Below are 16,469 nucleotides of genomic sequence, written 5' to 3' on the forward strand. Positions count from 1 at the left end.
GGCCGGCGACTCCCAGAACAACTGCATCAGGCGATGAAGCCTCACGCGCCAGGTCCGGCGCACGGTCTCCCGCCCGGAGAAATAATGAAACAGCAGCTTTTCCATCTGGGCGTCCTTGAGGTTCTTCGAGAGATGTCCCTTGTAGGCGAGGGAGACCTCCCCCCGCTCCTCGGACACGATCAGGATCAGCGCGTCGGAGACCTCGGAGAGGCCCAAGGCGGCCCGATGGCGGGTTCCGTACCATCGGGAGATCTCCGGCGCATCGGCCAGGGGAAGATAGCAGCCCGCCGCGGTCATCCTCTCCCTGTCCAGGATGAGGGCTCCGTCGTGCAGCGGGTTGTCCTTCCAGAATATCGAGATGATGAGCTCCTGCGATATCTCGGCGCTCAGATGGACGGCCGTTCGCCAGTAGTCCCCCAAACCGGTCTCCTGCTGCAGCACCACGAGCGCCCCGATCCGGTGTGCCTTCATGTAGTTGAGCGCGCCCGCGACCTGTCGGCTGAGGTTCTCCGCCTCGTCCAGGGGAATCCTGTGCCGCCACAGGTGCCCGCGCCCCATCTCCTCCAGCATCTTCCGCAGCTCCGGCTGAAACACGATGGGGACGGCAAAACTCAGAGCCCAGAGGCCCCTTCCCAACAGCCAGGAGAGAAGCCGAAGCTGGAGGGCCGAGGCCAGCAGCGAGAAGAGGAGGAGCACCAGCACCCCCTTCAGCAGCTGAATCGCCCTCGTCCCCGCCATCAGGACCAGAATGCGGTAAAGGATCAGGGAAACGATGAAGATATCGAAAAAGGTCCTTATGTTATCCCACATCGTACACGCTCATTTCGTCCTCGGTATCGGGCCCGGTCCGCCCATTCTTCCCATGTCCCTCGATAACGAACCCATCCTTAGATATAAAAGAGCCGGACGGCCGGCGGCTTCATCAGCCTCGGGGGGCATGTCGGCTCCCCTCCGCCTAAACGACAAGTTTGACGGCTCCGCCGTAGATCAGCCCCCGCATCCCGTCCACGGTCACGACATCGCCGTCCTCCAGGGTCGCGAAGAGGTCCGCCACCCCGATGACGCAGGGTAGATTATAATCCAGGGCCAGGGAATTGCCCTCCGCCAGGAGCGCCCCGCTCTCCACGAGCACCGCCCCCGCCTTCTCCATGACGGCACGATGCTCCTCCTCGATCTGTCGGACGACAAGGATGCACCCCTCCGCCGCCTTCTCCGCGGCCTCCCGGGGTGTGCGGGCAAGGCAGACCCTCCCCGTGGCGTTTCTGCGCACCAGGGGCGTCCCCGTCAGCAAAATCTTCCCCGTGGTGAGGACCTCGACCATGTTCGTGGAGCCCGGCTGCCCCAGGGGGATGCCCGCCGTGATGACGGCCAGCTCGCCCTCCGGGATGCAGCCCCCGGCGACACAGGCGTTGATCGCCTCCCGGGCGGCCACGTTCACGTCCGAAAGCTCGCTCAGCCGCACGGGACGGACCCCCCACCACAACGCGAGCTCCCGCCACGTCTGCTGAGAGGGGGTCACGCCGAGGATCGGACAGGAGGGGCGATGCTTGCTGATCATCCTGGCCGTGGAGCCGCTCTTGGTCAGGGAGATGATGGCCGAGGCCTCCACCTGCTTGGCGATCAGCACCGCCGCGTCGCTCACCGCATCCGGGACCCCGACGACCGAACCGCGTTCACGACAGGGAAGGCACCAGATCCCCAGCTCCTCCTCGGCCCGGTCGACGATGCGCCGCATCGTGGCCACCGCCTCGACCGGATAGGCCCCCGAGGCCGTCTCCCCGGAGAGCATAACGGCATCCGTACCGTCCAGGACGGCATTGGCGACGTCGCTGGCCTCGGCGCGGGTGGGACGGGGATTGCGGATCATCGAGTCCAGCATCTGCGTCGCCACGATCACGACCTTGCCCCGGGAGCGGCACATCTCGATGATATGCTTCTGCACCAGAGGAACGTCCTCCGTCGGGATCTCGACCCCCAGATCGCCGCGCGCGATCATCATGCCGTCCACGACGTCGACGATCTCCGCCAGATTCTGGACGGCCTGGTGGGTCTCGACCTTGGCGATGATCTTCATCGTCCCCCCGCAGCTCTTGATCAGCTTGCGGACCTCGAGGACGTCGGACCGGGTCTTGATGAAGGAGACGGCCAGGTACTCCATCCCGTGCTGGATGCCCCAGGCGATGTCCTCCTTGTCCTTCTCGGAGAGCGCCGGAAGCGACAGGGCCGCTCCGGGGATGTTGACCCCCTTCGTGTTCCTCAGGGGCCCCCCGACGACGATGCGGCAGCGGACGTCCTCGCCCTCCACCCCCTCGACCTCCAGATGCAGGGTGCCGTCGTCGATGTAGATGTTCTGCCCGGGGAAGACCTCCCTCGCCAGAAGGGGATAATTGATGTGGATGCGCTCGGCGGTCCCGACGAAGGTTTCCCCGCCCCCCGTGAGGACGATGGAGTTCCCGCCGATCAGCGTGACCTCCCCGTTCTCCATCTGCCCCGTGCGGATCTCGGGGCCCTTCGTGTCCAGGAGGGCGGCGATGGGGGCCCCCGCATCCCGCTCCACGCGCCGGACCAGGTTCAGCTTCCTCTCGTGCCCCTCGTAATCGCCGTGGCTGAAGTTCAGGCGAGCAACGTTCATCCCCGCCTTGGCCATCGACATGAGCGTCCCGTAGTTCTCGCTGGACGGGCCTATCGTACAGACGATTTTTACAAACATCTTCCCCTCACCTCAGGATTATTGTAGACCTTAAGAAGCGCTGACTAAAATCTATAGGGAAAAATCTCCAGCGCTTTCTTGAAAATTTAACATGGGGGCAAAGCCCCCTGGTGAAGAAACTAAGCGACCGACACGGCTCGCTCCACTCGCCGGTCGTCTGCTTAATGCCCCCACGCCGCTATCCCGAGACTGATCGGCCCGCAAGCGAAGCGAGCGGCTATCCTGATAGCGGCGGCCCCGGCAAGTTCCCTCCTCAAAATAGGCAAGCTGGGGTACCACAGGGGGGCTTCAGGGATTAACATAGCGCTTCCCTTACAAGACACAAAAAGGGCACAAACAGGTCGACGATCGGAACGAACGACGCGCCGAGACAGACCGCCTCCCCGCGTCCTTTTTGCCCCGGAAGGTCAGCAGACGACCTCCAGGGCCTCCAGGGGAACGACCTCGGCAAGCCGGCTCTGCAGCCGTCCCGGCACGGAGGGGTCGACCCTGAAATCGTTCAGGTAGACGACGCAGGCGTCCCGGTCGTCCTGAAACTCCAGCAGGACGGGGGACGCGCCCCGGCAGTCCCGAAGGGCCCGAGCGAAGTCGCGGACGTTCAGAGCCTGCGGAACGAGGTTCACCTTCAGGCGGATGCGGACGATGCCCGCATCCTCGGCCTCCGAGAGCGGCGTCAGCCTCTCGACGATGAAGTTCTTGGGCTCCCTGTCCCCCATCCTGCCCTCCACCACGAAGGGCGCCCCCACCTGGACCTGGGCCCTGACGCCCTCCCAGACCCTGGGGAACGCGACCATCTCGATGCTGCTGTTCGAGTCCTCCAGGAGGAGCTGTCCCATGACCGCCCCCTTCTTGGTCGTCTTCTCCGACGCCGAGAGGAGGATCCCCCCCACCCTGGGGGCCGTCCGCCCCTGCCAGTGGGGCAGGTCCGCGATGGAACAGTTGGTGAACCTCCCGATGGCCTCCTCGCAGCCGTCGAAGGGATGTCCCGAGATGTAGAGCCCCGTGACCTCCTTCTCGAACTCCAGCTTCTCGTGAAGGACGTAGTCGTCGGCCTCCGGGATGTCGGGCCCCGCCTCGTCGGCGGGGTCGTCCGCCGCGGAGTCGAAGAGCGAGAGCTGCCCGCCGCCCCCCTCCAGCCTCTGGGCGCCCTGCACGAACTCGGGCAGGACCTGGACAAGGCGCCTCCGGTTCGGCAGGATCTCGTCGAAGGCCCCCGCCTTCACCAGGTTCTCTATCGTCGCCCGGTTGAGGACGTGCAGGTCGACGCGCCGGACGAAATCCCACAGGGACTTGAACTTACCCTCTTTGCGAGCCGCGACGATCGTGTCGACCGCGCCATGCCCCACCCGCGTCACCGCGCCCAGGCCGAACCGGATCAGGTCGCCCACCGCCGTGAAGCTCTCCATCGAGGAGTTGATGTCCGGGGGAAGCACCGACAGGCCGCTGCGGCGAACCTCGCGCACGTAGTGGGCCAGCACGTCCTTCTTGGCCTTCATCTGGCTGGAGAGGTAGGCGGCCATGAACTCCGCCTTGTAGTTCGCCTTCAGGTAGGCCGTATGATACGCGATCACGGCGTAGGCCGCACTGTGAGACTTGTTGAAGCCGTAGCCCGCGAACTTCTCGATGAGGTCGAATATCCCCTCGGCCGTCTTCGCCTCGATCCCGTTCCGGGCGGCCCCCTCCAGAAACTTGGCCCGCTGCTCCTGCATGACCTCCACCTTCTTCTTGCCCATGGCGCGGCGAAGGAGGTCGGCCTCCCCAAGCGTGTAGCCCGCCAGGACCGAGGCGCACTGCATCACCTGCTCCTGATACAGGATGACCCCGTAGGTCTCCTTGAGCACCCCCTCCAGAAGGGGGTGAGGATAATGCGGGAGAGCCCTCCCGTGCTTGCAGTCGATGTACTGATCCACCATCCCGCTCTCCAGCGGGCCGGGGCGGTACATCGCGAGCGCCGCGATCAGGTCCTCGAAGCAGTCGATGCGCAGCTTGCGGAGCATCGCCCGCATCCCCGAGGATTCCAGCTGGAAGATCCCCATCGTGTCGGCCTCCTGCAGCAGGCGATAGGCCGCCGGGTCGTCCATGGGGACGAGGTTCAGGTCCGGCACGGGCTTGCCGTTATGCCGGATGTTCTCCAGGGCCTCCTCGATGATCGAGAGGGTGCTGAGCCCCAGGAAGTCCATCTTGACCAGCCCCAGCTTCTCGATGGGTTCCATCGTGAACTGCGTGACGGTCTGGCTGATGTCGAGCCCCCCCTCCGATCCCGACGGCGAGGCCGAGGGCTTGATGCGGCGGATGGGCACGAGGTCCGTCATGGGCACCGGGGTGATCACGACGCCCGCGGCATGCTGCGAGGCGTGGCGGGCCAGCCCCTCGATGTGTGCGGCGACGTCCAGCACCTCCCGGATCCGGGGATCCTCCTGCATCGCCTGGCGCAGCTCGGGGGTCCGCTCGACGGCCTCCCGGATGCTCTTGGCGTCGAGGGGGATCAGCTTCGCCACCCTGTCCATCAGGGCGTACTCCACGCCCGTGGCCCGCCCGACATCCTTGACCGCCTGCCGGCTCTTCATGCGCCCGAAGGTGATGATCTGGGAAACTCGGTCGCTGCCGTAGCGCTCCACGATGTACTTCAGCAGCTCGTCCCGCCCCTTGTCCGATACGTCGGTGTCGATATCGGGCATGCTGATCCGCTCCGGGTTCAGGAAGCGCTCGAACAGCAGGTTGTACTTCAGGGGGTCCAGATCCGTGATGCGGAGGCTCCAGGCGACCAGGGACCCCGCGGCCGACCCGCGCCCCGGTCCGATGGGGATGGAGCGGTCCTTCGCCGCCCGAATGATGCCCGCAACGATCAGGAAGTACGCCGCGAAGCCCATCGAGTTGATGACGCCCAGCTCATACTCCAGGCGCTCCGCGTACTCCGGAGGGGGGGCGTCCGTACCCAGGCGGCTGCGCAGCCCTGCGCGCGCCTCGTCCTCGAGGTGGGACTCCAGGGTCACGCCGTCGGCCAGGTCCAGGCTGGGCAGCTGATACGAGCCCGTCTTAAGGTCGAGGCTGACGCAGCAGCGTTCGGCGATCGCCACCGTGTTGTCCAGCGCCTGGGGCAGCTCCGCCCCGAAAAAGGCGTCCATCTCCTCCGGCGACCTCAGGTAGAAGTCGTTGACGCTGAACCCGAAGGCATCGTCGGTGTCGTCGGCCCGGGTGTTGACGCGCAGCAGGATCTTATGCCATTCGAAGTCCTCCGCGCCCAGGTAGTGCGCATCGCTCGTCGCGATGAGGGGAATGCCCGTATCCCTGGAGATGCGCACCAGGGCTTTGTTGACAAGGGCCTGCTCGGGAAGCGTGTTCGACATGATCTCCAGAAAGAAATTGCCCTCGCCCATGATGTCGCGGTACAAAAGGGCCCGTTCGGCCGCCTCCGGCTCCTTGCCGGCGAGAATGAGCTGAGGGATCTCACCGGCCAGGCAGGCCGACGAGGCGATCAGCCCCCTGGCATGTCGCGCCAGCAGGTCGTGGTCGATCCTCGGCTTGTAGTAGAACCCGTCGGTATTGGCGATCGAGACCAGCTTGATGAGGTTGCGGTAGCCCTCGTCGTTCTCGGCGAGGAGGATCAGGTGGTTGTTCTTCCCCTTCTTCTCCCGGGAACGGTGGCCGTCGGGATCGACGTAGGTCTCGCAGCCCAGGATGGGCTTCACCCCGCTGGCCCGGCAGTTCTCGTAGAACTCCACCGCCCCGTACATGGCCCCGTGATCCGTCATGGCGACGGCGGGGGCCCCCCACTCCGAGACCCTGCGTGCGAGGTCCCTGGTGCGGATGGCCCCGTCCAGAAGGCTGTACTCTGTATGCACGTGCAAATGAACGAAAGGCCGCGTCATGCCCCCATCATCCTTCCATCGTTCCCTCAGTCATCATTCTCACTCGTCGTCCCTGTCCTCGTCGGGCACCGCCCCGCCGTCCGATTCGTCGAGTCCCCGCCTCACTAGGACGACCTCGCCGTTCATCCACCGGGACACCTCCCGCACCAGCCCGTCAAAGGGCAGGGCACTCACCCCGTCCTGAGGGGGCTCCCGGTCCTCGGGGGGCGGAGCAACCGACTCGGCGCTCTCGGGCTCCTCGGGAACCCCCTCTCCCGCCGCCCCTCCGGCGGAGGGGAAACAGGCGGCCGCGGCCGCCCCGCAGCGCAGGAACACCCCGCCGCCGTAACGGGAAAACACCTCCGCGAGGGCGGAACGATGCCGGCTCAGAGAGAGCACCTCGTAGACGTATCGGTGGGGAAGCTCCAGCAGCAATCGCCCCTCCGAACCCAGGAACTCCCCATCCAGAAGCGCACAGAAAAGGACGAAGTCCCTGTGGTGCGCGAGGGCCAGCAGCTCCTCGCAGGTCTCCTGCGGCAGGGGCGCCCAATCCGCCTGGGGCAGGACCTCCGCCCCCTCTCCTCCCGCCGGCGCCGGCGGTCCCGATTCCTCCGGGAGGGCGGACGGTTCCGAAGCGGGCAGAGCGGGCTCCTTCGGGGCGGCGGGCTCGACGGGGGCCGGGGACACCGGCTTGGGCATGGCTGCGGGCATCTCCCCCCCCTTCCGGGACGTCGGGGATGGAGGAACCGGAACGGCAGGGCGTTCGGGCTCCGCATCGGGGGCCGCCGCTCGGGCCGCCTCCAGCATCAGAAGCCCGATCAGGACGTCGGAGCGCAGTCCCATCCGCGACTGACCGATCAGGCTCACGAGCCGGGACATCAGGGCCCTCAGGACGGCCTCCGGCCAGTGGGGGGACTCCGACTCCAGGTAACCCCGTTCCTGCTCGGAGACGTCCAGGCTGTCGAGGACGTCCGGCCAGCGCACGACGAGCCAGAGGTTCCGCACCAGGGAGAAGAGCTCCTCCAGTATCCGCTCGGGCGAGGCTCCCTCCGCCATCATCCGCTGCATGTCCGAAAAGGAGGCGCTTCCCTGAGCGCGCAGCGCCGAAAACCATCGCTCCAGGGCCGGCCGGCTTCCCCCGCCCAGGGTCGCCTCGACGTCCTCCAGGCGGACGTGCCCATCGCCCCTGTTGACGACCTGCTCCAGCATGGAGAGCGCATCGCGAAGGGCCCCATCCGCCTGGCGCGCCACCTCCCACAGGGCCTCGGGCTGGGCGTCCGCCCCCTCCCATTCGACGATCTGACGGAGGCGGTCGAAGATCCGGCGCGTGCCGATGCTGTGGAACGGGATGTGCTGGCACCGCGAACGGATCGTCACCGGGACCTTGTGGGGCTCCGTGGTGGCCAGGACGAACACCACGTAGGAAGGCGGCTCCTCCAGCGTCTTGAGAAGGGCGTTGAAGGCCGCCATGGACAACATGTGCACCTCGTCGATGATGTAAACCTTGTATTTCGAGGAGAACGGGGCCAGGGCCACGTGGGTCTTGAGCTCCCGGATCTCGTCGACGCTGTTGTTGGAGGCGCCGTCGATCTCGACCACGTCCAGGCTCTCCCCCCCCGCAATGGCCTGGCAGCTGCGGCAGCCGCAGCACGGCTCCCCGGACTCCGGCGAAAGGCAGTTCAGCGCCTTGGCCAGGATACGGGCCACGGTGGTCTTGCCGCAGCCCCGCGGTCCCGAGAACAGGTAGGCGTGCCCCACCCTCGAGCCCGCCAGGGATCGGGTCAGAATTTCGATTGCCGCCGTCTGGCCGGCTACCTCCGAAAACCTCTGAGGACGATATCGACGATATAACGAAACGCCCAAAACCAAGCCTCCCTATAAGCAGGCGACCGCCCACCGCGGGGCGTCTGGCCCCGTGAGGCGTGTCGATCGTCCTCGGCGCGGGCGTGCGGCCGCGCAGCGAGGCCAGGACACGGCGCATCCCCTGCCGGTAAAGCGACCGGCAAGTCCACTCCGTTCGCCATCCGCTCACGGCTCCTTGCCTGCCGCAGCAATGCTTCGGCGCAATATCCCGGAAAAGCGGCACATCCTGCGATGCCGGGTCAACGCGACCTGCAGAGCTTTTCAATTTTACCATCAACCCCCTTTTTGCCATCCCCCTTCACTCCGTGGTCCCTCCCCGGCTCGTTGCAGGGGCAATGCCGCGGCATGCGATATTGCGATATAATGGGAGCGAGGGGGAGATACTTTTCTCTCACCGTAAATGACGAGGGAAGGGGAGAGCTCGTGGTGAAGAAATACGTCTGCACCGTCTGCGGATATGTCTACGATCCGGAAGTCGGGGATCCGGATTCCGGAATCGCACCGGGGACCGCGTTCGAGGATATTCCGGACAGCTGGGTATGCCCGCTTTGCGCCGTAACCAAGGATATGTTCGAACCGGAGTGAAATCGCCGCTCCGAACGACCGCAAAAAACGATTGGCCGTCGGCCAATCGTTTTTCCTTTCGGTGGGCGGCCCCGTCGTCCCCTCCGCGAAGACCGGGGGCGGGCGTACAGCCGTTCTCCCTCGTGCCCAACCACTTTTCACTGGAGTGATTTCGGAATGCAAGCCATCCTGATCGTTCTCCCCATCTTTCTGCTCATCGCCTTCGGCTGGCTGCTGCGGCAGAAGGGCTTCTTCACCCCTCAGACCATGAAGGAAAACAACTCCCTGCTCTACTGCTTCGCGATGCCCGCCCTGCTGTTCCGGGGCATCCTGGGGGCCGAGAGCAGGATTCCGAACGCGGGGCTCTTTACCCTGGCGGTCTGCAGCCCCTACCTCATCACCGTCCTCCTCGTCTGGCTTCTGGCCCGCAGGGGCGAACCCGTCCGGCGGTTCGCGACGCTCTCCCTGGCGGCGACGCGGGGCAACCACTTCTTTGCGGGGCTGCCGATCCTGGGGCTCGCCCTGGGGGAGGCCGGCATCGCGGCGGGGACGCTGCTCCTGGCTTTCTCCCTGGCCTTCATGCAGTTCCTGTCCATAGGAAGCGGTCAGCTCGCCCTCTTCGGCTCGATCTCCGTCGAGAACCTCAAGAGGACGGGGCTCCGGCTGCTCAGGAACCCCCTCTTTCTCGCCTGCCTTCTGGCGGTGTTTCTCATCTTCGCGAAGCTGGACCGGCTGCCCCCATGGCTGGACATGACGCTCAAGATGCTCGCCGACATCGGCACGGGACTGGCCCTGCTCATGCTCGGGGCCAGGATCGAGCTGCAGGAGGCGGGCCGCGCCTTTCTCACGACGTGGAAGCTCCAACTGGTCAAACTGATCGTCCACCCCGCCGTGACCTGCGCGGTCCTGTCCCTCTTCGGGCTCCCCCCCATCCTCGTCCAGGCCGGGACGCTCCTCGCCGCCATGCCGGAGGCCGTGAACACGACCATCATCGCACAGGAGATGGGCATGGACGGAGACTACTGCGCCCTGGGAACGACGGCCTCGGTCCTTCTCTCCATGCTCACGCTCCCCCTGTGGCTCCACCTCCTGGGCGCCATCCGATAGACAAGCCCGCGAGCGCCAAACACGGGGTCCGCTCCGGATCACCCCAAGCCGAAGAGGAGTAGGTTGCCGGTTGACGCTCCGCGGTAAAACGGCATATCATTAGCCCCGCTGCGGACTGCGCGGCCAAACGGAAACCTGGAGGCCTGTTTTCGATGTGGTGGAGCACGCGTCTTTTTCTGATCAACATCATCCCATCTCTCTACTTTCGTCTCATTCTGGTCCAGGCACGGCACGGAGCCCCCTGGAGCTTCATCCTGGGCGGAGGCTCCGACATCATTCTCACAGCCATCTGCGTCCTGATCGCCGCCTCCGTCCAGGCACGGACCCGCACCCGGGTCCCCAGTATCGCGCCCACACTCCTGTGGTGGCTCTACAACGCCCTCACGGCCGCCTACTTCTCGGCCATGCACGTCCTGCCCTCTCCGGAACAGGCGCGGTATCTCCTGGACCCCCATTTCCTCCTGGCATCCCTCAACGCCTCGGCGATCCTGGCGATGGTCTTCCTGCTCGCCCTCTGCCTGCTGCTCGCGCGCATGAACCTCAAGCTCGTCCCGGTACGCCCGTGCGTTCCCCATCTGCTTCTTCTGGCCTTCGTCGGCCAGCTGCTCTGCCTCGGGGGCGGGGAACTCGCCAATCCCCTGATCCAGCAAATCGTTGCCTTCCATTCAAGGGATAAGGAACTTTCCGACATCGTCCCACGGCTGACGCACGATCTGTCCGGAGCCCCGATGACGGCCGGGCCCGCCGAAAGGCCCAACGTCCTCCTCGTCGTCCTGGAGGGCATACCCGGCGGTTACCTGCCTCAGAACGTGGAGTTCGTCAACGGGTCCGCGGATTTCGCCATGACGAAGATGAGCCGCTGGGCCGAGCGGGGGCTCCGGGTCCCCAACTTTCTGGCGCATCGGAATCAGACCATCAACGGACTTTATTCGATGCTCTGCGCCGATTACCCGCGATTGACCGACGGAACGCTGATCACCCAGGAGCTGCTCTCGGACCCCTCGGCCGCGTCCCGGGACACCCTGCCGAACATCCTGGCCCGGAACGGCTACAGCACGACCTACCTTCAGGCCGCAGGACTGCGTTTCATGGATAAGGACCGTTTCATGAAACTGATCGGCTTCGAGGAGATCGAGGGCGAGGAATGGTTCGACCACACTCCGCCCACCTTCTTTACCTATTGGGGCATCAACGATCGGGATTTCTTCCTCCAAAGCCTGAAAAAGATCGAGGCGCTGAACGAAAAACGCAGGGAGCGCGGTGCCCAAGGTGAGGCATCTCCCTGGTTTTTGACCCTCCTCACCGTGGGGACGCACCATCCCTACACCCTGCCCGACGATTACGCCGGGGGCGAGGGGCTTCATCCAAAGCTGCGGAGCTCCGCATTTCTCGACGACGCTCTCGACCTCTTTCTGTCCAAACTGAAGGAGAAGGGGGTGCTCGAGAATACCCTGGTCATCGTCACCGCGGACGAATCTCACGGGATGGATGCCAACATCCTGCTGGCGGGCAACTGGGGGCTCTGCTTCGCCCTGATGCCGGAGGCGGGGGGAAAGGACGAAAAGACGCAGGACCCCAAAATCAATCCCGAGCTGTTCGGTCTCGCAGACCTGCCGCTGTCGATCCTCGACTACGTCGGGCTCGCGGCCTCGTCCGACGCCATAGCGGGCCGCAGCATCTTCCGGGACTATGGGAACTCCGTCAAACGCCCCCTCCCCGGATCCTGGGGCGACCGCTTCTTCGTCATATCCTCGGACGCCGTTTTCCTCAAGGACTTCGGCCCCGGCGGTTTTGTGAAGCTCCCCTATTCCGGGTCCCCTTTTTCCCTCACTAACGATGCGAAGCGAGAACCTCTGGGGCAGGGATCGGCCCTGCTCTCATGGGCGGCCCGCACCGTTTCCGAGGGACCGGGCCGTCAGGCATCCAAAAGCTGGCGTTTCCTCTCCGACAGCTCCTCCTTCGACGCCGCGGAGTACGTCCCCTCCGAGGAAGTACTGGCAGTGGACTCTAAAATATGGCTCTCCGGCGGACAGTACATTCAGTTCCATAAGGGAGAGAACTACACGCTGGAGCTTCGCGTCTCCGCACCGGAGACAAACGCGCGCGGCATGGTGCTCGACTGGCAGGTCTACAAGCTGAACGGAGCCGCCCCCATGATCTCCGAGAAAAATTTCCCGCTGCCTCAGCTCGCCCCCGGAGAGCGGCTGGCCCTGACCTGCTCCGTCGAGGTCCTGGAGGATTTCATGCTCGACTCCGCACGGCTGGCCGCCCGTGCGGTGGGAGGGGGCACCCCCGGGGACACGGCCGTCGTTGTCGACGCCTTCGCACTGCTTCCGGCCTCTGCGGGCTCCAACCTTCCCGATGGAAAGAAAACGCTTTACAAGGGCTCGGACGCACAAATCGTTCTGACACACTACAAGGGGCCGGAACAAAAAGAGCGCCGAGGAGGGGGAGAATAGGGCATGGAGATCAGAAGGATGACGATAGGTGATTACGAGGAGCTGTACGCTTTGTGGATGTCCTGTACGGGGATGGGCTTGAACGATCTGGATGACTCAAAAGAGGGCATCGCCGGATTTTTGAACAGGAACCCGGACACCTGCTTCATAGCTGCCGATAAGGACAGAATTATAGGGGCGATAATGTCCGGGAACGACGGGCGCAGAGGGTATATTTACCATACATCCGTTCATCCGGATCACAGAAAACGGGGCGTCGCAAGGCGATTGGTGGAGAAAGCGATGGAAGCTCTGAAGGGCTTGGGCATCAACAAAGTTGCGTTGGTCGTATTCGAGAGGAACCGCGAGGGCAATGCCTTTTGGGAAAGGACAGGCTTTTCGGCCAGGGAAGACCTGGTCTATAGAGATAAGGCCATCAGAGTGATGCATCGGGTGGACACCTAGACGATAACTGTCGACAGATCGCCGGAGGATGGATAAGCGAGGAGCCCCGATTTATCACCGGGGCTCCTCGTTTGTCTTTCAACTGTTTTCTGGCAGTGACCTACTCTTCCGTATGTACCCCATACAGTACCATCGGCGCTCACAGGCTTAACTTCCGGGTTCGGCATGGTGCCGGGTGGGGCCCTGTCGCTAATACCACCAGAAAACATTTCTTATACCCTGCATAACTCCACAATTTCATAGAAAACAATCCTGTAGCGGAGAGTAAAGTCTCGCAGCTTTAGTACCGGTCAGCTCAACGCCTCTCAGCGATTACACCCCCGGCCTATCTTCCCGCTCGTCTCGCGGGCTACTTACCCTCTCTCGAGGTCAGGTATCTCATCTCGGAGTTGGCTTCCCACTTAGATGCTTTCAGCGGTTATCCTTTCCGAACTTGGCTACCCGGCTTATGCAGCTGGCGCCACAACCGGTACACCAGCGGTTCGTCCATTCCGGTCCTCTCGTACTAGGAACAGATCTCCTCAAATACCTCACGCCCATGGTGGATAGGGACCGAACTGTCTCACGACGTTCTAAACCCAGCTCACGTACCGCTTTAATGGGCGAACAGACCAACCCTTGGGACCTGCTTCAGCCCCAGGATGCGATGAGCCGACATCGAGGTGCCAAACCACGCCGTCGATAGGAACTCTCGGGCGAGATCAGCCTGTTATCCCCAGGGTAGCTTTTATCCGTTGAGCGATGGCCCTTCCATTCGGAACCACCGGATCACTAGCACCGACTTTCGTCCCTGCTCGACTCGTCAGTCTCGCAGTCAAGCCACCTTATACGCTTACGCTCTCTTAGGGCGGTTTCCATTCGCCCTGAGGTGACCTTTGCGCGCCTCCGTTACTCTTTGGGAGGCGACCGCCCCAGTCAAACTGCCCGCCTGGCAATGTCCCCCCGCGTGTTGCAACGCCTAAGGGTTAGAATTTCATCATATAAAGGGTGGTATCCCAACAACGGCTCATCAATCACCAAAATGACTGACTCAATGCCTCCCACCTATCCTGTGCATCATAGGACAAAATCCAATACCAAGTTACAGTAAAGCTCCATGGGGTCTTTCCGTCCCACCACGGGTACCTGGCGTCTTTACCAGGACCACAATTTCACCGGGTCTACCGTCGAGACAGCGCACAGATCGTTACACCTTTCGTGCAGGTCGGAACTTACCCGACAAGGAATTTCGCTACCTTAGGACCGTTATAGTTACGGCCGCCGTTTACTGGGGCTTCATTTCAGAGCTTCGCACCTCGCGGCACTAACCCCTCCAGTTAACCTTCCAGCACCGGGCAGGTGTCAGACCCTATACTTCGGCTTACGCCTTATGCAGAGTCCTGTGTTTTTAGTAAACAGTCGCCTGTGCCTGGTTTCTGCGACCACTTCGGGCTCCAAATGTCCTTCTTCACCCTCATGGCACCCCTTCTCCCTAGGTTACGGGGTCAACTTGCAGAGTTCCTTAACGATAGTTCTCCCGCTCACCTTAGCCTTCTCAGCCAGTCCACCTGTGTCGGTTTCGGGTACGGGCGCGAGCAGTCTCCTTAGAAGCTTTTCCCGGCAGTAGAGCGTCAATGCCTTCGTCTCCATCTCTGAAAACTCCCCATCAGGTCTCACCTATAAACAGGGGGATTTCCCTCCCCGTCCAGGCTTCGCCCTTAGACCGGCTATTCCATCCGCCGGCGCACCTAGCTTCCTGCGTCACTCCATCGTCAATCAACCGCTTCGCGGGACAGGATTAGCAACCTGTTGTCCATCAGCTACGCCTCTCGGCCTTACCTTAGGCCCCGCCTTACCCTGGGCGGATCAACCTTCCCCAGGAACCCTTGGACTTCCGGTGAGTGTGATTCTCACACACTTCGCGTTACTCATGCCGGCATTCTCACTTCCATGCTGTCCACCAAACCTCGCCGGCTTGACTTCTCCCTGCATGGAACGCTCCCCTACCGATTCGGACTCAAATCCAATCCCCAAGCTTCGGTGACATGCTTAGCCCCCTGTATTTTCGGCGCAACAATCCTCGACCAGTGAGCTATTACGCACTCTTTAAAGGGTGGCTGCTTCTAAGCCAACCTCCTGGCTGTCCAGGCATCGTCACATCCTTGCCACACTCAGCATGTCTTTGGGACCTTAGCTGTGGGTCTGGGCTCTTTCCCTCTCGACTACGAAACTTCTCTCCCGCAGTCTCACTCCTGAACTCTTAAGTAATGGTATTCGCAGTTTGATTGGATTTGGTACGGTCACAACCGCCCGCGTCCATTCAGCGCTCTACCCCCATCACTAAACATTCAGGGCTGCACCTAAATGCATTTCGGGGAGAACCAGCTATCACCCAACTCGATTAGCTTTTCACTCCTATCCACACCTCATCCGAGACTTTTTCAACAGGCTTCGGTTCGGTCCTCCACCCCGCTTCACCGGGGCTTCAACCTGGACATGGATAGATCGTCGGGCTTCGGGTCCATTGTACGAAACTTGCGCCCTGTTCAGACTCGGTTTCCCTGCGGCTACAGACCTCGCAGTCCTTAACCTCGCTACGCACAATAACTCGCCGGCTCATTTTACAAAAGGCATACCGTCACATACCCCAGCATCCGAAAATGCTGGCCATGCTCCGATCGCTTGTAGGCACACGGGTTCAGGTCTCTTTCACTCCCCGCCAGGGGTGCTTTTCACCTTTCCCTCTCGGTACTCTTCTCTATCGGTCATCCGACATATTTAGCCTTGGACCATGGGCGGCCCAAATTCAACCGGAATTCCTCGTGCTCCGGCCTACTCAGGTTTCATCCACAGACAGACGCAACGCCTTCGCTTACGGGGCTCTCACCCTCTGCGGCTGGCTTTCCCAATACCATTCAACTGACCTTGCGCTTGGTAACTGCCCGAGAGAACTGCAATCCCCTCCTGGATGACCCTATTACCCCGCCTTACGCAACGCTTGCAGGCTTACACGTAAACGGTTTAGGCTGCTCCCCTTTCGCTCACCACTACTCAGGGTATCTCTTCGATTTCTTCTATGTCCGGCTACTGAGATGTTTCACTTCGCCGACTTCGCCCCCGCACTCGCGGGTCTCCGGCCTACGCCGGAGGGGTTGCCCCATTCGGATACCCCCGGATCTATGGTCGCTTGCGCCTCCCCGGGGCTTTTCGCAGCTTGCCGCGTCCTTCTTCGCTGTCGGATGCCTTGGCATCCTCCGTGTGCCCTTCTCTCTTTACTCTCCTCTACAGCATTGCCTTCTATTCTTCTGTCAAGTTACACAGGGAAATTACAGACAAACCATAAAGGGATTCCTCAGACTCGAGCTCGAGTCCGGCACTGCTTCATCCGAGTCGTAATTCTTCAAGACATACGCCTGTCGGATACTCTCCAACAGACACTGTCTCCTTAGAAAGGAGGTGATCCAGCCGCACCTTCCGGTACGGCTACCTTGTTAC

At 62.6% G+C, this 16,469-nt stretch carries 8 protein-coding genes and 2 rRNA genes; 4 read left to right on the forward strand and 6 right to left on the reverse strand.

What is annotated here, in order from left to right; translation table 11 throughout:
- The 4 genes from cdaA to dnaX form a co-directional block, all read right to left on the reverse strand.
- The coding region (gene cdaA / locus Q0176_RS06850; protein WP_299300609.1) for a diadenylate cyclase CdaA at positions 1-810 on the reverse strand (810 nt) is incomplete at its 3' end.
- A 145-nt stretch (positions 811-955) separates the two neighbouring features.
- The gene (gene pyk / locus Q0176_RS06855) at positions 956-2,710 is read right to left on the reverse strand and encodes a pyruvate kinase (RefSeq protein WP_299300611.1); all 1,755 of its coding nucleotides are present in this window, start codon (positions 2,708-2,710) and stop codon (positions 956-958) included.
- 407 nt (positions 2,711-3,117) lie between these two features.
- Positions 3,118-6,579 carry a DNA polymerase III subunit alpha gene (dnaE, locus tag Q0176_RS06860; protein WP_299300614.1) on the reverse strand — a complete coding sequence of 1,154 codons (3,462 nt, stop codon included), beginning with the start codon at positions 6,577-6,579 and terminating at the stop codon, positions 3,118-3,120.
- Positions 6,580-6,618: 39 nt separating this feature from the next.
- The gene (gene dnaX / locus Q0176_RS06865) at positions 6,619-8,421 is read right to left on the reverse strand and encodes a DNA polymerase III subunit gamma/tau (protein WP_299300617.1); all 1,803 of its coding nucleotides are present in this window, start codon (positions 8,419-8,421) and stop codon (positions 6,619-6,621) included.
- A 426-nt stretch (positions 8,422-8,847) separates the two neighbouring features.
- Here dnaX and rd point away from each other — a divergent pair, with 426 nt between their 5' ends.
- From rd to Q0176_RS06885, 4 genes are all read left to right on the forward strand, one after another.
- Positions 8,848-9,006, forward strand: coding sequence for a rubredoxin (gene rd / locus Q0176_RS06870; RefSeq protein ID WP_299300629.1), 159 nt, complete (start codon positions 8,848-8,850; stop codon positions 9,004-9,006).
- 156 nt (positions 9,007-9,162) lie between these two features.
- The gene (locus tag Q0176_RS06875; RefSeq protein WP_299300620.1) at positions 9,163-10,092 is read left to right on the forward strand and encodes an AEC family transporter; all 930 of its coding nucleotides are present in this window, start codon (positions 9,163-9,165) and stop codon (positions 10,090-10,092) included.
- Positions 10,093-10,244: 152 nt separating this feature from the next.
- Positions 10,245-12,551 carry a sulfatase-like hydrolase/transferase gene (locus Q0176_RS06880; RefSeq protein WP_299300623.1) on the forward strand — a complete coding sequence of 769 codons (2,307 nt, stop codon included), beginning with the start codon at positions 10,245-10,247 and terminating at the stop codon, positions 12,549-12,551.
- A gap of 3 nt (positions 12,552-12,554) precedes the next feature.
- Positions 12,555-12,995, forward strand: a complete 441-nt coding sequence (locus tag Q0176_RS06885) for a GNAT family N-acetyltransferase (RefSeq protein WP_299300626.1) — start codon at positions 12,555-12,557, stop codon at positions 12,993-12,995.
- An 87-nt stretch (positions 12,996-13,082) separates the two neighbouring features.
- Here the strand turns inward: Q0176_RS06885 and rrf are convergent.
- Together rrf and Q0176_RS06895 are read right to left on the reverse strand one after the other, a co-directional pair.
- Positions 13,083-13,198 (reverse strand): 5S ribosomal RNA (rrf, locus tag Q0176_RS06890).
- A 57-nt stretch (positions 13,199-13,255) separates the two neighbouring features.
- Positions 13,256-16,252, reverse strand: a 23S ribosomal RNA gene (locus tag Q0176_RS06895).
- Positions 16,253-16,469: the final 217 nt, after the last annotated feature.

Origin of the sequence: uncultured Fretibacterium sp., assembly GCF_938040765.1 — a bacterium.
Taxonomy (GTDB): Bacteria; Synergistota; Synergistia; order Synergistales; family Aminobacteriaceae; genus CAJPSE01.